Here is a 19,516-nt window from a genome sequence, read left to right as displayed (position 1 = left end):
TCACCCCCCGTGAAGGACCACCTGTATGCGCCGAGGTCTCGCCGCCGTGTCCGTGGCCGCCGTGCTGGCGGTTCCGTTCGTGTTCGCCGCCGGGTGTTCGGGTGGCGGGGGCGTGCGGGTGACGGTGAAGGGGGAATTCGGGCGGCTTCCGGAGGTGTCGTTCCCGAAGGGGGCGCCGGGTGGTTCGCTGGCGGTGGAGACGCTGTCGGGTGGGCGGGGTGCGGGGGCGCGTAAGGGTGATCTGGTGGTGGCCGACTATGTGGGTTACCGGTGGAGTAGGAGCGGGCGGAAGCTGTTGGCGAGCAGTTTCGCGGCGGGGCGGCCGGAGGCTTTCCCGACGTGGGGGCTGGTGCCGGGGTTGCAGCGGGCGTTCGAGGGCGCGCGGGTGGGGTCGCGGGTGGTGGCGTCGATCCCGCCGAAGGACGGGTTCGGGGAGCGGGGGAATGCGGCGCGGCAGATCGGCGGGGGCGACACGTTGGTGTACGTCCTGGATGTGCGTGGGGTGTATGGGAGGTCGGCGGGTCCGCGGGGGCGGGTGGAGCCGCCGCTGGCGGATCCTCGGTTGCCGAGGGTGTCGGGTGGTGGGGCGCCGAGTGTGACGGTTCCGCGGGTGGCGGCGCCGAGGGGGTTGCAGGTGCGGGCGCTGGTGCGTGGGGACGGGCCGGTGGTGCGGAAGGGGCAGTTGTTGGCGGTGCAGTATGCGGGGTTCTTCTGGCGGGACGGGAAGATGTTCGACTCGTCGTGGGCGTCGGGGCATCCGAACGGGGTGACGGCGGGGACCGGTCAGGTGATGAAGGGCTGGGATCAGGGGCTGATGGGGCAGCGGGTGGGCAGCAGGATGCTGCTGGTGGTGCCGCCGTCGTTCGGGTACGGGGCGAAGGGGCTGGCGCAGGTGGGTATCAGGGGATCGGACACGCTGGTGTTCGTCGTCGACATCCTCGGGGCGCACTGAATCCCGCTGGACGCCTGGGCGGGCTGGGGGCGTGTTGATCCGCCCCGCGAGTTCTATGTCCTATCTCGGTTGTTCTTAGAATGGCGGGGTGGACGATATCGATGCGGTCGCGTCGCTACAGGATCCGGTACGGCGGCGGTTGTACGAGTTCGTGGCGGCACAGGACCGCGAGGTGGGCCGGAACGAGGCGGCGGAGGCGGCGGGCGTCCAGCGGACCTTGGCGGCGTTCCACCTGGACAGGTTGGTGGAGGTGGGGTTGCTGGAGGCGGCCAGCAGGCGGCTGACGGGTCGTTCGGGGCCGGGCGCGGGGCGTCCGGCGAAGGTGTACCGGCGGTCGGTGGTGGAGCATGGCGTGTCGGTGCCGCCGCGGGATTACCGGACGGTGGCGGGGCTGCTGGCGGAGGCCGCGGACGCGGCGGGCCTGGACATGGAGGTGCAGGACGCGGCGCGGCGGCGGGGGAGGGCGCTGCGTGGGCCTGGCGGGTCGTGCGGGGATCTGGGCGCGGTGGCGAAGGTTCTGGCGGAGCGCGGGTACGCCCCGGTGTTGGAGGACGGGCGTGACGGGGGCGAGGGGAGCGGGGGGCGTCCGGTGTTGCGCATGCGCAACTGCCCGTTCCGTGTGGTCGCGGAGCAGTTTCCGCCGCTGGTGTGCGGGATGAACCTGGCGTTGCTGGAGGGGCTGGTCGAGGGTTCGGACGGTGTGCGGGTGCGGATGGACCCGCGTCCGGGGTGGTGTTGTGTCGTGGCCGAGACTTCTAAAAATAATGATCGTTGACATAGAGATCGTGGACGTGGTGAGGTGGCGGACATGACCGACGACACCTCAGCGCGCCTCCATCTCGCCCAGTTCAACGTCGCGACCCTCCACTTCCCCCTCGACGACCCGCGGATGAAGGACTTCGTCGAGCTCTTGGACCCCGTCAACGCCCTCGCCGACGGCGCGCCCGGGTTCGTGTGGCGGCTGATCGAGGAGGGCCAGGCCGACGCGACCGGCATGCGCCCCGCCGGCACCGACGTGATCATCAACTTCTCGGTGTGGGAGTCCGCGCAGACCCTGTGGGACTTCGTGTACCGCAGTGCGCACCTGGAGACGATGCGGCGCCGCCGTGAGTGGTTCCGGCGGCATGTGGACGCCCATCTCGTGCTGTGGTGGATCCCGGCGGGACACGTCCCCACCGTGGAGGAGGCTCTGGAGCGCCTCGAACTCCTCCGTGGCGAGGGGCCGTCACCGCTCGCGTTCACCTTCAGGACGTCCTACACGGCGGAGGAAGCCACCCAGGCAGCCCAGGCGCCCGGGATGATCAGCACTTCCGGAGACGCTCAGCCGGCGGCACTCTGACCCGGACCGCACGGACGCGGGCCGGCGGCGCCACATGACGGGCACGTGACCGGCATGGGGGAGCCAGGGGCCGGGTCAGGAAAGGAGCGTGGCGGTGTGGCGTCCGGCGGCGGCGGCGGTGAGGAAGTACGGGAGGTCCTCGTCCAGACGGCGGCCCATGGTGGACAGGCGGACGCCCCAGTCCTTCTCGGCGGCGCGCAGCGTCTCGTGCAGGCCGTCCACGGGGACGGGGACGAGGGTGTGGCGGTCGCCGAGGGGTGCGGCGTCGGCGGCGACGCGGGCGCCGAAGGGGCCGCCCAGTCCGGGGACGGGGATGTCGGCGGCGGCGAGGGCGACGCGGCCGTAGGCGGTGAGGGAGTGGTGGGACACGCCGATGTGACGCTCGCGCCGGTCGCCCTCGCTGACGCGCAGCGATCCGACGGGGCGGCCGCCGAGGACCGCCGCGGCGTTGACCGCCTCGCCGGCGGACACGCCGGAGAAACCCCAGCGGGTGCCGGTGCCGAGGTTGCCGGGGCCCTGCGCGACGATGATGACGTCGGCGCCGAGGACGAGCCGCGCGGCGAGCAGACCGGTGTGGACGGTGACGGCCTCCAGGTCGCCGCCGAACGCCTGCCCGACGGTGACGGTGGCGGCGAGGGCGCCGGCGCCGGTGAGCTGGGCGATGGACATGGAGAACCAGGACGGCAGCGCCCCGCCGTCCGGCATCACGTACACGGCGCGGGTGCCGGGCCGGGCGGCGAGGAGCCCCGCGAGGATCGGCGGGAGCGCGGAGTGCAGGTCGGCGACGATGACGGGCGCGCCGCCGAGGGAGTCGGCGTCGCGGAGGACGGCGTGGTGGGGGGAGTCCTGCTCGTCGGCGCCGAGGACGGTGGCCTGCAGGGGGGTGTAGCGGGCCTTGACCAGATGTCCCGGGCCGGTCGGGTCGGGCGGTAGCCGGTCGGGGACGGCGACGACCATCGCGTACCCGCCGGTGCCGAGTCCCATCGCCAGGGCGGTGGTGTTGAGCAGTACGGTGTCGCCCGGCTCGGGCCGCCCCACCAGGGCGGGGTAGGCGAGTGCGCGGCGCTGTCCGTCCCCGGGGATGTCGACGGTCAGTTCCACCGCGCCCGGCCATTCGCGGCGGACGCCCTCCACGGTCCCTCTGCGCCATCTGATCACACCGGAAAGGTAGCGTCCTGGCCTGCGCGGTGGGGGCTGACCGCCCTTTCCGCTGGCGGGAGATGCCCGCCATGTCGTCCAACTCCGGCAGGAGCCGGGCGTGGGTCCGGTAGCGTGTCCGGCGGGGAAGGGGGGTCCAATGTCACGGCGCAAGACCGAGCGTCTGTTGAACCTGGTGGTCTGCCTGCTCGCCACGCGGCGCTACCTGACGGCCGAGCAGATCCGCCGGGCGGTGCCGGGCTACCCCGAATCCGACGAGGCGTTCAAGCGGATGTTCGAGCGCGACAAGGAGGAGCTGCGCGAGCTCGGTGTCCCGCTGGAGGTCGGCAGCGACCAGCAGGGTGGCGGCGGTGAGGAGATCGGGTATCGGATCCCGCCGCAGGCGTACGAGTTGCCCGACATCCATCTGACGCCGGACGAGGCGGCGGTGCTCGGCCTCGCGGCGCGGGTGTGGCAGCGCGCCAGCATGGCGGAGGCGGCCTCCGGTGCGCTGTTGAAGCTGCGCGCCGCCGGGGTGGAGACGGACGTGACGACCGCGGTCGGGATCGAGCCGCGGGTGAACACCGGTGATCCGGCTTTCCCGGCGTTGTGGGAGGCCGTCCGCGACGGCCGTCCGGTCGCGTTCGACTATCAGGGGATCGGCCGGACGTCGGTGGTGCGGCGGCATCTGGAGCCGTGGGGCGTGGTCAGCCGGCGGGGCCGCTGGTACGTGGTCGGGTTCGATCGTGACCGGGAGGAGCAGCGGGTGTTCCGGCTGAGCCGCATCGTCGGCGATGTCGGCGGCGACGGCCCGTCCGGGACGGTCACCGTGCCCGACGGGGTGGACGTGCGGCGCATCGCGTTCGACTGGGGCGACCCGGTGAGCGAGCCGAGGCCCGCGACGGTGCGGCTGCGCGCGGGCTCCGCGCAGGGGCCGCGGCGGTGGGCGCGGGATGTGCGGCCCGCCCCCGCCGATGAAGGGGACGGCGACTGGGACGAGGCGACGCTGACCTTCCGCGATGTGGAGCGCTTCGCGCCCTACCTGGCGCGCTTCGCCGATGACGTCGTCGTCCTGGACCCTCCTGATCTGCGAGAGGCCGTGATCCAGCAGCTGAAGTCGGTGCTCGCCGTCACCTCCCACGACCCTGGGGCGGCTGACGTGCGGGGCGTCCAGGAGGGGACGGTGGGCGGCCGATGAGCGCCGGGATGGCGTCCGGTGGGCCCGCGGCGGCTCCCCGGCAGGGCGGCCGGCCCGCCGCGACGACCTCCACCGACCGGCTCGCGCGGCTGCTGGCGCTGGTCCCGTACGTGGTGAACCGGGACTCGGTGGCGCTCGGCGAGGCCGCCGCCGCGTTCGGGGTGACCGAGAAGCAGTTGATCGACGACCTGAATCTGCTGTGGTGCGTGGAGCTGCGGGCGCCCGACCCGTACTGTCCGATCGACCTGTCCTACGAGGGCGGCGAGATCACCGTCACCGAGGCCGAGTCGATCGCGCGGCCGCTGCGGTTGAAGGTCGATGAGGCCAGCGCGTTGCTGGTGGCGCTGCGGATGCTCGCGGGGATCCCCGACCTGCACGACCGGGATGCGCTCAGCCGGGTGATCGCCAAGTTGGAGAGCGCCGCGGGCGCCGCGGCCGCGGTCAGCAGCCAGGTCGCCGTCGAGGTCGATGCCCGGGGCGGGGTCGCCGGTCCGGACGGGGCGGGCACCGCGCTCGGCCGGCTCCGTGACGCGATCGGCGCCGGTCGCCGCGTCCACCTGACGTACTACGTGCCGGCACGGGATGAGAACACCGAGCGGGACGTCGACCCGATGCGGCTTCTGGTGGTGGAGGGCAACACCTACCTGGAGGGCTGGTGCCGCCGCGCGGAGGCCGTCCGGTTGTTCAAGCTCGACCGGATCGCGGGGCTGACCGTGCTGGACGTGCCCGCGCAGGTCCCCGACGACGCGGAGCCGATCGACGTGGACGCCGGCCTGTTCCGCCCGTCCCCGCAGGATGTGCGGGTCACGTTGGAGTTGACGCCGCGGGGCCGCTGGGTCGCCGACTACTACCCGTGCGAAAGCGTCGAGGAGCTGGGGGAGGGGCGGCTGCGGGTGGTGCTGAGGACTCCCGACACCCGGTGGGTGCGGGGTCTGGCCCTGCGTCTCGGCGATCAGGGCCGGGTGACGGCGCCGGAGTCGCTGGGTTTGGCAATCCGTGACGACGCCGTCCGAGCTCTGGCACGGTACGGCATGGCGTGAGCTTGACCTGGTCGGCTACCGTGGCGGACGTGGCGTGGGTTCCGGTGTCGGTGTCGTTGGGGTTCGTGGGCTTGGTCGTCCTCGCCTACTGTTCTTTCAAGGTCTACCTGGGCGTACGGCGTTTCGGGCGTGAACTGGAACGCACCAGGCGGCGGCTCGGGCCGAAACACACGGCGCTGCGGGATGAACTCCGTGATCTCTAAAACCTCGGGCGCCACAACGGCCCGGGGACGGCGTACGATCGGTCTAGCACGATAACCGGCTGAAGAGGATTTGCAACGATGCTTCCCAACCTTGGCGGCGGCGAGTGGATGATCATCCTCGTCGTTGTGCTTCTGTTGTTTGGATCGGCGAAGCTGCCGCAGCTCGCCAGGTCGCTGGGCAAGTCCGCGCGGATCTTGAAGGCCGAGACCAAGGGCCTGCACGATGACGACGAGGGCGCCGAAGGCAAGAAGAGCGAGTCCACCGAGGCCCGTGACAAGGCCGCGCGGCTTCGTGAGGAGGCCGCCCGGCTCGAGCGCGAGGCCGCCGCGGGTGAGGGCGGTAACGTGCAGCGTCCCCGTGGGGCGTTGGCGTCCGGTGAGCCGATCCAGGGCATCCCGGTCTCCGACCCCGGCCAGGTCCGCAAGGGCGGCTGACCCCTCCCCACGCGCATGACCGCGTCCCCGCCCCCGCGCATGACCGTGCCCCCGAGCGCGTCCCCGACCGTGTGCGCGACCGCGCACCCGGGTGGCCGGACGTGTCCGACCCCGCCGCCGGAACCGAGCCCCGAATGCCCACAATGAAGCTGACCAGGCAGAATGCCGCCAACGGCGGTCGCATGCCCCTCATGGACCACCTCCGTGAGCTGCGCAACCGGCTGATCAAGGCGATCCTCGGCCTGGTCGCGGGCGCGATCATCGGCTGGATCTTCTTCGGCCCCATCTGGGACTTCATCAAGCAGCCCTACACGCGCATCCCGCAGGAGCACTGTCTCGGCGGCAAGTGCGACCTCGTCGTGCACGGGATCTTCGACGGTTTCTTCGTCCACCTCAAGGTCGCCCTGATCGCCGGCGCGCTGATCTCCTCCCCGATCTGGCTGTACCAGATCTGGGCGTTCGTCGCGCCCGGCCTGTACAAGCGGGAACGCCGCTGGACGTACACGTTCCTGTGTGCGGCGGTGCCGTTGTTCCTGCTCGGCGGCGCGCTGGCGTACCTGACGATGGACAAGGGCCTGAAGATCTTCATCGGGCTCGCGCCGGGCGACACCACGGTCCTGGTCGGTGTCCAGGACTATCTCGGCTACGCCCAGGCGATGCTGTTCATCTTCGGGCTGACGTTCGAGCTGCCGCTGTTCGTCGTCATGCTCAACCTCGTCGGCGTCCTCACCCACCAGCGGATCCGCAAGTCCCGGCGATTGCTGATCTTCGGTGTGTTCGTGTTCGCCGCCGTCGCCACCCCCAGCCAGGATCCGTTCACGATGCTGGCGCTGGCGCTGCCGACGATCGTGCTGTTCGAGTTCGCCGAGGTGATCGCGTTCTTCCACGACCGGCACAAGGAACGCGCCCCCGTCATGGACGACGACCTGTCCGACGACGAGGCGTCCCCGCTGGACCTGGAGGCCATCGACGCCGAGCTGGAGAAGGGCGAGCTGGAGAAGGGCGACCGCACCCGCTGATCCCCGCCCGCGGTCGTCCGGGCGAAACGGGGCCCGAATTGGGAATCGGGCCGGTCGAAACCGTAGGCTCGATGTCATGACCACCCCCGACACCACGTCGGCCGAGCAGACCCCGGCGCAGCGGTACGCCGCCTACCGCAAGCGCACCGCCGGGAACGGCCCAGCCCTGCTGGACTTCCGCACCCTGTACGACTTCGAGCTGGATCCGTTCCAGATCGAGGCGTGCCAGGCGTTGGAGGACGGCAGCGGCGTCCTGGTCGCGGCGCCCACCGGCTCCGGGAAGACCGTGGTGGGGGAGTTCGCCGTCCACCTGGCCCTCACCGGCGGCACCAAGTGCTTCTACACCACCCCGATCAAGGCGCTGTCGAACCAGAAGTACGCCGACCTCGTCCGCCGGTACGGGCCCACGAAGGTGGGGCTGCTCACCGGCGACAACAGCGTCAACGGCGAGGCGCCCATCGTCGTCATGACGACCGAGGTCCTGCGGAACATGCTGTACGCCGGTTCCCCGACGCTCGGCGGGCTCGCGTTCGTGGTCATGGACGAGGTGCACTACCTCGCCGACCGGTTCCGCGGCGCCGTCTGGGAAGAAGTGATCATCCATGTGCCGGACTCGGTGCGGATCGTGGCGCTGTCGGCGACCGTCTCCAACGCCGAGGAGTTCGGCGAGTGGCTGCACGCCGTCCGCGGCGACACCGCCGTGATCGTCGATGAGCACCGGCCCGTCCCGCTGTTCCAGCACATGCTCGTCGGCACCCGCATGTACGACCTGTTCGTCGACACCGGCAAGGGCAAGGACCGGCAGGCCCGCCTCAACCCGCAGCTCACCCGCATGGCCGTCGAGGAGGTCCGGCGCGCCAAGGTCAACCAGGGCCGCCGCACCGGCCGTCGCCGCGCGCCGCGCCCGCAGCGGTTCCGGCCGCCCGCCCGGCCCGACGTCATCGAGCGCCTCGAACGCGCCGGGCTGCTGCCGGCGATCACGTTCATCTTCAGCCGAGCCGGCTGCGACGCCGCCGTCCTGCAGTGCCTGCACGCCGGGATCCGGCTTACCTCCAAGGAGGAGGCGGAGGAGATCCGCGCCCACACCGGGCTGCGGACCGCCGACATCCCCGCCGAGGACCTGCGGATCCTCGGCTACGACGACTTCCTCGCCGCGCTGGAACGCGGCGTCGCCGCGCACCACGCCGGGATGCTCCCCACCTTCAAGGAGATCGTCGAGGAGCTGTTCACCCGCGGGCTGATCAAGGCGGTGTTCGCGACGGAGACGCTCGCGCTCGGCATCAACATGCCCGCCCGGACCGTCGTCATCGAGAAGCTCGACAAGTGGAACGGCGAGGCCCACGTCGACCTGACGCCCGGCGAGTACACCCAGCTCACCGGCCGCGCCGGGCGCCGCGGCATCGACGTGGAGGGCCACGCCGTCGTGGTGTGGGGGCCGAACGTCGAGCCCGCGTCCGTCGCCGGGCTTGCCGGCACCCGCACCTACCCGCTCAACTCCAGCTTCCGGCCGTCCTACAACATGGCCGTCAACCTCGTCGGCGCCGTCGGCATCGAACGCGCCCGCACCCTGCTGGAGGAGTCGTTCGCGCAGTTCCAGGCCGACCGCGCCGTCGTCGGCCTGGCCCGGCAGGTGCACAAGAACGAGGAGGCCCTCGCCGGTTACGCCAAGGCGGCCGAATGCCACCTCGGTGACTTCATGGAGTACGCCGCGCTGCGGCGGCAGCTGTCGGACCGCGAGTCGCAGATGTCGCGGGAGCGGTCGTCGGCGCGCCGCGCCGAGGCGGCCCGGTCCCTGGAGCACCTGCGGCCCGGCGACGTGATCCTCGTCCCGTCCGGGCGCCGCTCCGGCCTCGCCGTCGTCCTGGACCCCGGGGTCGGGCGCCGTTCCGACGGGCCGGCACCGCTCGTGCTGACGGTCAACCGGTCCGTGCAGCGGCTGTCCATCCAGGACTTCCCCCGCGCCGTCGAACCCGTCGAGCGGATCCGCATCCCCAAGTCGTTCAGCCCCCGCAACCCCCAGGATCGCCGCGACCTGGCCTCCACGCTGCGCGCCAAGGTGCCCGACGAGGCGCGCGAGCGTCGCCGCGGCCGCGCCGACGCGCCCGTCGTCGACGACGCCGAGATCTCCCGGCTGCGCACCGAGCTGCGCCGCCACCCGGTGCACGGCTGCGACCAGCGCGAGGATCATGCCCGGTGGGCCGAGCGTTTCCACCGCCTCGAGCGGGAGACCGAGCAGCTGCGCCGCCGTGTCGAAGGCCGTTCCCAGGTCATCGCCCGCACCTTCGACCGCGTCTGCGCCGTCCTGCAGCAGCTCGGCTACCTCGAAGGCGACTCCGTCACCGACGAGGGACGCCGCCTCGGCCGTATCTACAACGAGCTGGACCTGCTCACCGCCGAGAGCCTCCGCGAGGGACTGTGGGAGCGGCTCGGGCACGCCGAGCTCGCCGCGTGCGTGTCCGCGCTCGTCTACGAGTCGCGGCAGCCCGACGACGCCACCCCGCCCCGGACCCCGCCCGGGCCCGCCCAGGATGCCCTGGCCGCCATGGTCCGGCTGTGGGGAGAGCTCGACGCCGTCGAACGCGACAACCGCGTCTCGTTCCTCCGCGAACCCGACCTCGGGTTCGCGTGGACCGCCTACCGGTGGGCCAAGGGCGACGAGCTCGACGAGGTCCTGCTCGAAGGCGACCTCACCGCCGGCGACTTCGTCCGCGCCGTCAAGCAGCTCCTCGACCTGCTCGGCCAGGTCAGCGATGCCGCGCCGGAGAACAGCCACATCCGCAAGACCGCCCGCCGCGCCATGGACGCGATGCGCCGTGGTGTCGTCGCCTACTCCTCCGTCACCTGACCGGCGCCGGCGACCGGGTCCGGACGACCGAGCCGGAACCGATTCGGTTGCCCGGAACCGGCTAATGCCATGAAAACCGCACAGAAATGCCGCTTCGGTGGCACAATCGGGACGCCCGACAACCCTTGAGGGACGTGGGGACCCAGCGTCGTGCCCGCGCGCCCCGTGTCGGCGGCCACTGCCCGGGATGCCCATGCGCTACGTGAGAAAGGTCCGGACCGTGGCTATCCGCGACAAGATGCGCGCCAACGCGGCCCACGTGCTGCAGCCCGGCGAGAACATCCAGGCGGTGTTCTGCGCCCAGACGACCAGCCAGTACTTCGCCCTGATCTCCTATTGGATCATCATCTTCAGCAACGCCTACCGTGTCGTGGTCGTCACCGACCGGCGCATCCTGGTCTGCCGGTCCGGGCGGCTGCGGATGACCCCGGTGAACGAGGTGCTCCGCGAACTGCCCCGCAACACCCGGATCGGCCCGCCCAGCGGCCTGTGGTGGCGCAGCGACCACCTCGGTGAGCGCCTCTACGTCAACAAGCGCTTCCACAAGGACATCAACGCCGCGGACGGCGTCGCCGCCGCCTGACCGGCACTGACGCCGACAACGACACCGGCGCCCTTCCCGCGGTCGGGGAGGGCGCCGTCGCGTCCCCGGAGGCGGGCCGTTGCCAGGTCGGTGCGGGCGTGGGCGTAGCCTCCTGCTGACCACCAGGTCAACAGGAGGAGGCGGGGTGAGGGGTCCGGAACGGCGGATCCGCGTGGCGCGCTGCGCGGTGACGGCGGTGTTCCTGCTCAACGGGGCGGTCTTCGCCGCCTGGATGCCGCGCATCCCCGAGGTCAAGTCCGACCTCGGGCTCGGCGACGCCGCGCTCGGCGCCGCGCTCGCCGGCCCCGCACTGGGCTCGATCGGGGCGATGGCCGTCACGGGAGCCCTCGTCGCGCGGCTCGGCAGCCGCCCGGTGACCCGCGCGGCGTTCGTGGCGTTCTGTGTCCCACCCGCGCTGATCGGCCTCGCCGGGTCCTGGGCCGCGCTGTTCGCCGTCCTCACCGCCTGGGGCGCCGCGGTGGGCTGCCTGGACGTCGCGATGAACAGTGCCGGGATGGCCGTCCAGGAGCGCTACGGGCGGTCGATCATGTCGGGCCTGCACGCGAGCTTCAGCGGCGGCGCCCTCCTCGGGGCCGTCGGGGGTTCGGCCGCCGCGCACCTCGGACTGCCCGTCGCCTGGCACCTCGGCCTGACCGCCGCCGCAGCGCTCGCGGCGGGCCTCGCGGCGACCCGGGGGCTGCTGCCCGCGGGCGCCGACGCCCAGGCGGGCGGTCCCGCGTTCGCCCGCCCCACCCGGCCGCTGCTCCTGCTCAGCGTCCTCGCGCTCGCGGCGCTGCTGTCGGAGGGCGCCGCCGGTGACTGGAGCGCGGTCTACCTGCGGGACGTGCTGGACGCGGGCCCCGGCGTCGCGGGCGCCGGGTATGTGGCGTTCGCGGTGATGATGACGGTGGGGCGGCTCGCCGGCGACCGCCTCGTCGGCAGGTTCGGGCCCGTCGGCGTCGTCCGGGTGCTGGCCGCCGTCGCCGCCGCCGGATTCGGTGCGGCGCTGCTGGCCGGGCATCCGGCACTCGTGCTCGCCGGGCTCGCCGCCCTCGGTCTCGGACTGGCGTGCGTGGTGCCCGTCGTGTTCACCGCGGCGGCGCACGCGGGCGGCGCGCCCGGCCCCGCCATCGCCGCCGTGTCCACCTGCGGCTACCTCGGGTTCATCGCCGGCCCGCCGCTGATCGGCGCGGTCGCCGAGGTCACCGGGCTCGGTGCCGCGCTCGGGATCGTCGCCGCGCTGACCGCGCTGCTGGCCGCCGCGGCGGGCTCCGTCCGCCCCGCCGCCGCCGTCACCGCCCCGCCACCGCCCCGATCGCGTCCGCGACCGGACGCGGATGGGACACCAGCGACAGATGCCGCGCACCGGGGATGAGCACCGGGGGAGGGGCGCCGATGCGCCGCGCCGTCTCGTGAGGGGAGGAGGGGGAGAACACGTCGTCCTCGGCCCCGAACACCACCGACGTGCGCAGCCCGAGCTCCGCCAGCGCCGCCACCCGGGAGGCGGGCAGACCGATCACGCCCCGCATCGCCCACAGCGCCCGCTCGGCGCCCGTGACCTGCAGCGGGCGCCGCCACCGGTCCACGCCCTCCCGGTCCAGCCGAGGGCAGGACGGGCCGCACTGCGCGCCGTAGATCGTCCGGATGACCCAGTCCGACCGGACGGCCAGCCGCAGCAGCGTCGTCCGGTACGGGTCGCGCAGCACGAACCGCAGCCGGTCCGCGCCCGCCCCCGCGCCGGTGTCCAGCGCGTCGCCGTCCAGGAACACCACTCCGCCCACCCGGGACGGCGCCTCCAGCGCCGCCGCCGCCACGACGCCCGCGCCGCTCGAATGCCCGGCCAGCAGCGCCCCGTCCAGACGTAGCGCGCCGAGGAATCCGAGCAGTTGCGCCGCCTGGTGCGCGGTGTCGTAGGGGCCGCGCCGCTCGCTGTAGCCCCACCCCGTCAGGTCCAGCGCGAACACCCGGTGCCGTACCGCCAGCAGCGCCGCCACGTCCTCCCAGGTGTCGGCCGACTCGGCGGCGCCGTGCACCAGCACGATGGGCGGCCCCTGTGCGCCCCAGTGCCGGTACCGCGTGCGGATCCCGCCGGCCTGGACGAACTCCATCCCCGCCGGCTCGCGCGCCCGCCCGGAGGTCGCCGCGTTGTAGCCGAGCGAGAAGCAGGTGCCCGCCAGCAGCAGCGCCAGGAACACCACGGCGAGCCGCCGCGCCCACCGGCGGAGCCCGGGTCGGATGGTCATGCGCCTCCTCCTGTCCGGGAGAAGCATGCCCGCAGGCGCCCCCGGCGGTCATCGGACACCGGGACGAGACGCACCTGCTCCGCGGGAGGTAGACGAAAGTGCCGCCGTACATCCTGAGGATTCCCCTACCCAGGTCGGAGGCGGATCGGCTTCCAGGAGGATCCGCCATAGGCGATCATCACGTTAGTGTGATCCGGGTCACCGGACCCGTCATCGACCCCCCAGGACGCAGACATGATCGAGGCGGAGAACCTCACCAAACGCTACGGCGACCGGCTCGCCGTAGATGATCTCTCTTTCACCGTGGTGCCCGGCCGGGTGACCGGCTTCCTCGGCCCCAACGGTGCCGGCAAGTCCACCACCATGCGGCTGCTGCTCGGCCTCGACCGGCCGAACCGCGGCGACGCGCGGATCCACGGCCGGCACTACCGCGACCTTCCCGAACCCCTGCGGGTCGTCGGCGCGCTGCTGGAGGCGCGGGCCGTGCACACCGGCCGCAGCGCCTACAACCATCTGCTGTGCCTCGCCCAGACCCAGGGCGTCGGCCGCAAGAGGCTCGACGAGGTGATCGAGCTCGTCGGCCTCACGGGCGTCGCCCGCAAGCGCGCCGGGGGCTTCTCCCTCGGCATGGGCCAGCGCCTCGGCATCGCCGCCGCGCTGCTCGGCGACCCCGCGGTGCTCATCCTGGACGAGCCGGTCAACGGCCTCGACCCCGAGGGCATCGTCTGGATCCGCACGCTCATGCAGCGCCTGGCCGCCGAGGGCCGCACCGTGTTCGTCTCCAGCCATCTGATGAACGAGATGGCCGTCACCGCCGAGCACCTCATCGTCATCGGCCGCGGCAAGCTGATCGCCGACTGCTCCACCGAGGAGTTCATCGAGCGCAGCACCGAGAAGATGGTGATCGTGCGGACTCCCGAACCCGCGCGGCTCACCGACCTCCTCACCGCCGAGGGCGCCAAGGTCCAGCCCGGCGGCGAGTCCGGCGACGCCGCCGCGCCGCTCACCGTCACGCACATGGAGGCGCCGCGCGTCGGCGAGCTCGCCGCCGCCGAGGGTCTCGTGCTGCACGAGCTGACGCCCCGGCGCGGATCACTGGAGGCCGCGTTCATGGAGCTCACCCGCGAGAGCGTCGAGTACGGCGCCACCGGCGCCGAACCGGGCGCCGCGCCCGGCGCCGTCCCGGGTGCCGTTCCCGCGCAGGAAGGGAAGACCCGATGACCGCCGTCACCGCCACCCCCGCCACGCCCCCGGCACCTCCCGGGCCCACCGCGTCGCGCGGCAAGGCCTTCGGGCGGCTCATGCTCGCCGAATGGACGAAGATCCGCTCGGTTCGCTCGACGTTCTGGTCGCTGATCCTGCTGGTCGTCCTCGACCTCGGCTTCACCGCCCTGTTCGTCGGCCTCACCGTCGGGCAGTGGGACAAGACCGAGGAGTCCGACCGCGCGTCCATCATCGCCGACCCCACCAGCATGATCCTCGGGAGCGGGTTCTTCCTCAGCCAGCTGACCGTGTGCGTGCTCGGCGTGCTGGTGATCGCCTCGGAGTACTCCACCGGGATGATCCGCGCCAGCCTCCTCGCCGTGCCCGGGCGGCTGCCGATGCTGTGGGCCAAGGCCGCGGTGTTCGCGCTGCTGGTGCTCGTCCTCGGGGTGGCGGTCTCCTTCGCCTCGTTCTTCATCGGCGCCGCGTTCCTCAACGACAAGGTCTCGGTGTCGCTCGGCGACACCGGCGTGCTGCGCGCGGTCGTGGGCGGCGGGCTGTACCTGGCGATGCTCGGCCTGTTCGCCATGGCCGTCGGCGCGATCGTCCGGCACCCCGCCGGCGGCATCACCGGCGTGATCGGGTTCGTGCTGGTGCTCGCGCCGCTCACCGCGCTGCTGCCGGGCAGCATCGGCGACCACGTCCACGCCTACCTGCCGTCCGAGGCGGGGCACCTCATCGCCCAGGCCCACCAGGGCAAGGACGACCTGCTCACACCCTGGCAGGGCTACGGTGTCTTCGCCCTGTGGACGGCCCTGCTCCTCATGGTTGCCGCCGTCCTGCTGAAGCGCCGCGACGCCTGACGCGCGAACGGGCGCGGCCCGCCGGCCCGCCGTCCGCTGATGATCCGCCGCAGGGCGGGCCTGCGGGCGGCGGGCCGCACGGGGGCGAGCCGTCCCGCGACGACGACCCCGTACAGGACGTGGTCCAGCGCGACCACGACCCGCCACACGACGCCCCGCTCGCGCACGGACCGCACCCCGAGGGCCGGCGCGACACCGGTCTCGAACCCCAGCCAGATCGCCAGCCCGTAGGCCGGGCCCGCCGCGGGATGCGCCCGCACCCGGGAGGGCAGCACCCCGAACACGACGCCGCCGGTCGTCCCGTACGCCCAGTGCACGAGCTCGATGATCGCATCCCGGTACCGTTCGGGAAGCCGGTGCACGACCGGCAGGTGCTCCTCCACGATCGCCTCGGGCGGGGTCCTCTCGTGCGGGCCGACCGCCGCCGTCACGGTGCGGACGCCCGTCATCGCCATCGCGGCGACCAGCCCGCGCGCGCCCGCCCGGATGATCGCGCCGCGTCCCGTGTTCACCCCCAGTGGCGCCACGTCCACCTCCCCGATCTCTTCTGAGCCCGCCCACGGACCTGCCCCGTCCGTCCCGGACCAAGCCCCGGCGCCGGTCAGGCGGAGGTCAGGCGGAGGTCAAGACCGCCACGGCACCGCCGGCGCGGTGGACGCGCCGGCGCTCCAGAGGGGAGCCTCACGCCGGACGGGCGGCCACCCACCCGCCGGTGTCGTCGAGGAAGCGGTCGAAGCGCAGGCCCGCGGCCTCCAGCGCGGCGGGCAGCTGGTCGTCGTCGAGCCGCCGCGAGGTGAACGAGTGTGTCCAGCGCCGCCCGCCCATCCGGTACTCGATCGTCGCCGCGACGGCGCCGGGCCCCCGCGGCTCCACCTGCGTCACCCGGAAGTCGATGCCGTCGTGCGACCAATCGCGCGGGCTGCCCTCCTCCCACTCGAGGGTCTCGCGCTGCAGGATCACCAGCCCGTCCGGTGCGGCGTGCCGGCGGCAGGCACGCAGCAGCGCCTCCCGGTCGCCGTAGTTGACCAGGTACGACATCATCAGCACACAGCCGAACCGGTCCGGCAGGTCCAGATCCTGGATCGCCGAGTGCACCGTCGTCGCGCCCTGGATGTGGGCGAGCATCTCCGGCGAGTCGTCCACCGCCGTCACCGGGTGGCCGAGGGCCAGGAGGGGAGCGGTGACCCGGCCCGTGCCCGCCCCCAGTTCGAGGATCGCCGTCCCGGGCGCAAGGGCGCCGTGCACCAGCGCCGCGCTGCGCTCGTCGAACGGCATCGCGGCGTAGAACTCGACCGCCGAGCCGTCGGGTGCGATCTCGCCCGGCCCCGTCCCGCTCATCCCTGTCCCCGTCACCGGCGTCGCCTCCGCTCGTCCCGACCAACGGCGTTGTTGATCACCCGCATCGTCGGACGCGGCGGCGGCGCCCGTCAAGGCCGCCCGCAGCCGCCCGCAGCCGGCCGGCGCCGTGCCCCGGCTGGTCCTCGGGGCCGGCCGGCCCCTGCAAGCCGCCGCTGGGGCCGAACCCGTCCTAGCCGCCGTGCCCGGCCGGGCGCGGCATGACCAGCGCCCACGACTTGACCGAGCCGTGCCCCTCCCAGGGCAGATGGTCGGCGACGTGCCCGAACGACCCGCTGCTGTCCCCGTTGAGCAGCGTCACCTCGGTCACGGGACCGTCGGGCATCCGCGCACAGAACGTGTACAGCCACAGGGGCCGGTCGGGCAGCGCGAAACCGCCGAACAGCTCCTGCACCACGACCATCGTCGGCGGACGCTCCGCCGCCGCGGCCCGCACCGCCGGCGCCAGCCCGCCGAAGTCCCGGAACGCCAGCGGCCCGTAGTAGACGTCCGCCGTCCGGTCGCCGCTCGTGAGCGGTATCGCGGCGGCGTTGCGGGCCAGGTCGGACGAGGGCAGCAGCGGGGCGGCGAACACCGGGAAGACGTTGTGCGCCCACCCGTCCAGGGCCTCGGCCACCGGGTGCCGCTCGCCGCCGCCGACCCCCACCGTCTGGTCCCAGGCGAACATCCCGTCCCAGCTCGGATGCGCCACCCCGATGGGCACCCGGATGCTGCGGCCGTCCATGTACGTCTCGGGCTCGGCGACGGCGACGCGCACGCCCGTCCCGGTGACCTCCACCACGGCCCCGTCCCTGGTCACGGGCAGGCCGTGCCCCTCGCCCAGCATCCGGGCCACGTACTCCGCGACCTCCTGCGCACCGATCCCCATGCCGATCCCCTCATCGCCCGCGAAGGGATCACCGTAGCGGGGCGAAGGCGCATGATCACCCCTTTTCGGCGGGCCCGGTCGGGCCGAGCTCCGCCAGCAGCCCGGCGAGCGCCCGGCCGAGCGGCATGTCCACGGTGACGAGCGCGTGGGCGTCACCGCGGGTGGCGCCCTGGTTGACGATCCCGACCGGGATGTCGAGGCCCGCCGCGTGCCGGACGAACCGGTACCCCGACAGCACCGTCAGCGACGACCCGAGGACCAGCAGCGCCCCGGCGCCCCCGGTCAGCGCGAAGCACTCCTGGACACGGGCGGGCGGTACGTTCTCGCCGAAGAACACCACGTCGGGTTTCAGCGGGCCGCCGCACCGGTCGCAGTCCACCATCCGGAACGCCGCCACGGCCACGTCGTCCAGGACGGCGTCGCCGTCGGGGTTGACGGCCTCGGCCCGCCCCTCCCAGCCGGGGTTGGCGTCGCGCAGCCGCCGCTCCAGGTGCTCGCGCGGCGTCCGGTCGCCGCAGGCCAGGCACACCACCCGGTCCAGGCCGCCGTGCAACTCCACCACGTCCCGCGCGCCGGCGGCCTGGTGCAGGCCGTCGACGTTCTGGGTGATGATCCCGCGGACCAGCCCGCGGCCCTGCAACGCGGCGACCGCGCGGTGCCCGGCGTTCGGACGGGCGCGGGCGATGTGCCGCCACCCGAGATGGCTGCGCGCCCAATAGCGGCGTCGCGCCTCGGCGCTGCTGGTGAACCGCTGATAGGTCATCGGCTCCGCCCGGCGCCGCCGCCCGGTCTCACCGCGATAGTCCGGGATTCCCGACTCGGTGGACAGGCCGGCGCCGCTCATCACCACCACGTCGCCGTCCGCCACAAGATCCGCCAGCACCCGCAGCCCGGGCCCGGCGACCGCCGCCCCGGCCCGCCCGGCCGCCTCCGCCGTCCCGTCCACCACCTGCGTCATCTCTCCATGGTGCCCGACGCGCGGCGATGGGCGCGTCAGTGGGCGCGTCAGTGGGCGGGTCAGTGATCGGCCGAGCGCTGTGGTGGCCCCTCTCCCGCCCCCGGCGGACGGACCGGAGGGCCCATGAGGGGTATTGCGGGTGTCCGAAACGGGGGTTCGGTTTGGTGGGGGCGGTGCTGGACATCCGGTAGGCACCCCTCGGGGCGCCCGCGCCCCCGACCGACCGGAGGTCCGCCATGCTCGCGATCGTCGCCGCGATCGTCTTCGTTCTCGCCCTGCTCTTCGACCTCGCCGACGTCACCTCGGACGCCCTGGACTACCAGACGCTGATCACCCTCGGCCTGCTGCTGCTCGCGCTGCACCTCGCCGGTGTCGGTGCCGGTACCGACTGGCGCGCCCGCCGCTCCTCCCGGCGACGGCGCTAAGAAATCTACAACGTAAAGGACGGTGCCGATGGTCGTCAGTCCTGCCCATGGGCGAAGGCGCGCAGGCCGGGGAGGTCCACGACGCTGATCCTCCGCCATCCGGTGCTGACCAGGTTCTTGCGGCGCAGGCTGTTCAGGGCGCGTGCGACGGTCTCGCGCGAGGCGTCCATCCAGCTGCCCAGCTCCTCCTGGGACAGCGGCGGCGCGATGTCGATCCGGCCGTCCGCCGCCGGCGGGCAGTGCCGCGTCGACAGCTCGGCGAGCTCGGTCAGCAGCAGCGCCAGCCGCCGCGCCCCGCGGGCCGACACGTGCGCCTGCAGGCGCCGGTCAGCGTCGTCCAGCCGCCGCACGAACGTGCCGCTGACCAGCAGCCACACGCTGGGATGAGCGTCCAGGAACCCGGTGAAGCGCGCCGCGGGCACCACCAGTGCCCGGATCGGGCTGAGCGCGGTGACGGTCGCCGACCGCCCCCGCCTGCCGAGTACCGCGCTCTCGCACACCAGGTCGCCCGGCCCGCGCACCGCCAGCACCACCTCGTGCCCGTCGGCGGTGGAGGAGGTCACCTTCGCCCATCCGCTCTCGACGATGATGATGTGGTCGGATTCCTCGCCCTGGTAGCACAGCGGCATCCGCGGCTGGTAGTGGCGCGGCCGCGCGACCTGCCGCAGCGTCGTGCGCTGCGGGCCGTCGAGGTCATCCCAAAATCCCTCGCCGCGCTGCAGCGTGGCGGCGGGGTCGGTCCTTTCGCTCACGAGGGGGATCCGCTTTCTGGGCCGGGGCCCGCCGGTCGAAGCGCGGACGTGCCGCCAGGTGAACCGGTACCCGCGGCATGTGGGGGGAGTGGGGCAG

21 protein-coding genes are annotated in these 19,516 nt (G+C 73.1%); 14 read left to right on the top strand and 7 right to left on the bottom strand.

What is annotated here, in order from left to right; all coding sequences use genetic code 11:
* Window positions 1-25: 25 nt before the first annotated feature.
* The 3 genes from AMA02S_RS30540 to AMA02S_RS30530 all read left to right on the top strand — a co-directional run bounded on the left by AMA02S_RS30540 (window position 26) and on the right by AMA02S_RS30530 (window position 2,291).
* Window positions 26-952, top strand: a complete 927-nt coding sequence (locus tag AMA02S_RS30540; RefSeq protein ID WP_067465075.1) for an FKBP-type peptidyl-prolyl cis-trans isomerase — start codon at window positions 26-28, stop codon at window positions 950-952.
* An 88-nt stretch (window positions 953-1,040) separates the two neighbouring features.
* The gene (locus AMA02S_RS30535) at window positions 1,041-1,727 is read left to right on the top strand and encodes a helix-turn-helix transcriptional regulator (RefSeq protein WP_067465073.1); all 687 of its coding nucleotides are present in this window, start codon (window positions 1,041-1,043) and stop codon (window positions 1,725-1,727) included.
* Between the two features lie 33 nt (window positions 1,728-1,760).
* The gene (locus tag AMA02S_RS30530; protein ID WP_067465650.1) at window positions 1,761-2,291 is read left to right on the top strand and encodes a DUF3291 domain-containing protein; all 531 of its coding nucleotides are present in this window, start codon (window positions 1,761-1,763) and stop codon (window positions 2,289-2,291) included.
* Between the two features lie 75 nt (window positions 2,292-2,366).
* Here the strand turns inward: AMA02S_RS30530 and AMA02S_RS30525 are convergent, their stop codons facing one another.
* Entirely contained in the window at window positions 2,367-3,449 is a 1,083-nt protein-coding gene (locus tag AMA02S_RS30525; RefSeq protein WP_174550997.1) for a DUF3866 family protein, read from the bottom strand.
* A gap of 139 nt (window positions 3,450-3,588) precedes the next feature.
* Here AMA02S_RS30525 and AMA02S_RS30520 point away from each other — a divergent pair, with 139 nt between their 5' ends.
* From AMA02S_RS30520 to AMA02S_RS30485, 8 genes are all read left to right on the top strand, one after another.
* Entirely contained in the window at window positions 3,589-4,626 is a 1,038-nt protein-coding gene (locus AMA02S_RS30520) for a helix-turn-helix transcriptional regulator (protein WP_067465070.1), read from the top strand.
* Window positions 4,623-5,666 carry a helix-turn-helix transcriptional regulator gene (locus AMA02S_RS30515; RefSeq protein ID WP_245667901.1) on the top strand — a complete coding sequence of 348 codons (1,044 nt, stop codon included), beginning with the start codon at window positions 4,623-4,625 and terminating at the stop codon, window positions 5,664-5,666. Before AMA02S_RS30520 ends, AMA02S_RS30515 begins: the two co-directional genes overlap by 4 nt.
* A gap of 29 nt (window positions 5,667-5,695) precedes the next feature.
* Window positions 5,696-5,869 (top strand): hypothetical protein, encoded by a 174-nt coding sequence (locus tag AMA02S_RS30510; protein WP_245667900.1) that lies wholly within the window; start codon window positions 5,696-5,698, stop codon window positions 5,867-5,869.
* 78 nt (window positions 5,870-5,947) lie between these two features.
* Window positions 5,948-6,304 carry a Sec-independent protein translocase subunit TatA gene (gene tatA, locus AMA02S_RS30505; protein WP_067465055.1) on the top strand — a complete coding sequence of 119 codons (357 nt, stop codon included), beginning with the start codon at window positions 5,948-5,950 and terminating at the stop codon, window positions 6,302-6,304.
* A 191-nt stretch (window positions 6,305-6,495) separates the two neighbouring features.
* A complete protein-coding gene (gene tatC / locus AMA02S_RS30500) occupies window positions 6,496-7,323 on the top strand; it encodes a twin-arginine translocase subunit TatC (RefSeq protein WP_369688414.1) in 828 nt (275 codons plus the stop codon).
* Window positions 7,324-7,399: 76 nt separating this feature from the next.
* Entirely contained in the window at window positions 7,400-10,168 is a 2,769-nt protein-coding gene (locus AMA02S_RS30495; protein WP_067465052.1) for a DEAD/DEAH box helicase, read from the top strand.
* 220 nt (window positions 10,169-10,388) lie between these two features.
* Entirely contained in the window at window positions 10,389-10,751 is a 363-nt protein-coding gene (locus tag AMA02S_RS30490) for a hypothetical protein (RefSeq protein ID WP_067465639.1), read from the top strand.
* A 145-nt stretch (window positions 10,752-10,896) separates the two neighbouring features.
* Window positions 10,897-12,126, top strand: coding sequence for an MFS transporter (locus tag AMA02S_RS30485; RefSeq protein WP_067465050.1), 1,230 nt, complete (start codon window positions 10,897-10,899; stop codon window positions 12,124-12,126).
* Here AMA02S_RS30485 and AMA02S_RS30480 read toward each other — a convergent pair.
* Window positions 12,044-12,994 carry an alpha/beta fold hydrolase gene (locus AMA02S_RS30480; protein ID WP_067465047.1) on the bottom strand — a complete coding sequence of 317 codons (951 nt, stop codon included), beginning with the start codon at window positions 12,992-12,994 and terminating at the stop codon, window positions 12,044-12,046. The genes AMA02S_RS30485 and AMA02S_RS30480 overlap by 83 nt on opposite strands.
* Before the next feature lie 234 nt (window positions 12,995-13,228).
* Between AMA02S_RS30480 and AMA02S_RS30475 the strand changes: the two genes are divergently transcribed.
* Window positions 13,229-14,215: an ABC transporter ATP-binding protein gene (locus AMA02S_RS30475; protein WP_067465044.1), complete on the top strand. Its 987-nt coding sequence runs from the start codon at window positions 13,229-13,231 to the stop codon at window positions 14,213-14,215.
* The gene (locus AMA02S_RS30470) at window positions 14,212-15,060 is read left to right on the top strand and encodes an ABC transporter permease (protein WP_067465042.1); all 849 of its coding nucleotides are present in this window, start codon (window positions 14,212-14,214) and stop codon (window positions 15,058-15,060) included. Before AMA02S_RS30475 ends, AMA02S_RS30470 begins: the two co-directional genes overlap by 4 nt.
* Here AMA02S_RS30470 and AMA02S_RS30465 read toward each other — a convergent pair.
* The 4 genes from AMA02S_RS30465 to AMA02S_RS30450 form a co-directional block, all read right to left on the bottom strand.
* Complete coding sequence (locus AMA02S_RS30465) at window positions 14,985-15,587, bottom strand: hypothetical protein (RefSeq protein ID WP_157430910.1); 603 nt, start codon at window positions 15,585-15,587, stop codon at window positions 14,985-14,987. The genes AMA02S_RS30470 and AMA02S_RS30465 overlap by 76 nt on opposite strands.
* Before the next feature lie 154 nt (window positions 15,588-15,741).
* Window positions 15,742-16,398 carry a class I SAM-dependent methyltransferase gene (locus AMA02S_RS30460; RefSeq protein WP_067465035.1) on the bottom strand — a complete coding sequence of 219 codons (657 nt, stop codon included), beginning with the start codon at window positions 16,396-16,398 and terminating at the stop codon, window positions 15,742-15,744.
* Window positions 16,399-16,588: 190 nt separating this feature from the next.
* Entirely contained in the window at window positions 16,589-17,284 is a 696-nt protein-coding gene (locus AMA02S_RS30455) for a DUF6348 family protein (protein WP_067465032.1), read from the bottom strand.
* Between the two features lie 55 nt (window positions 17,285-17,339).
* Window positions 17,340-18,242, bottom strand: a complete 903-nt coding sequence (locus AMA02S_RS30450) for an NAD-dependent protein deacetylase (RefSeq protein WP_084265751.1) — start codon at window positions 18,240-18,242, stop codon at window positions 17,340-17,342.
* A 236-nt stretch (window positions 18,243-18,478) separates the two neighbouring features.
* Here AMA02S_RS30450 and AMA02S_RS30445 point away from each other — a divergent pair, with 236 nt between their 5' ends.
* Complete coding sequence (locus tag AMA02S_RS30445; RefSeq protein ID WP_067465029.1) at window positions 18,479-18,667, top strand: hypothetical protein; 189 nt, start codon at window positions 18,479-18,481, stop codon at window positions 18,665-18,667.
* A gap of 35 nt (window positions 18,668-18,702) precedes the next feature.
* Here the strand turns inward: AMA02S_RS30445 and AMA02S_RS30440 are convergent, their stop codons facing one another.
* Entirely contained in the window at window positions 18,703-19,419 is a 717-nt protein-coding gene (locus AMA02S_RS30440) for a Crp/Fnr family transcriptional regulator (protein ID WP_067465026.1), read from the bottom strand.
* Window positions 19,420-19,516: the final 97 nt, after the last annotated feature.

This window comes from Actinomadura macra NBRC 14102, assembly GCF_001552215.1.
GTDB lineage: Bacteria > Actinomycetota > Actinomycetes > Streptosporangiales > Streptosporangiaceae > Spirillospora > Spirillospora macra.
This window is presented reverse-complemented; position numbering and strand designations above follow the sequence as displayed.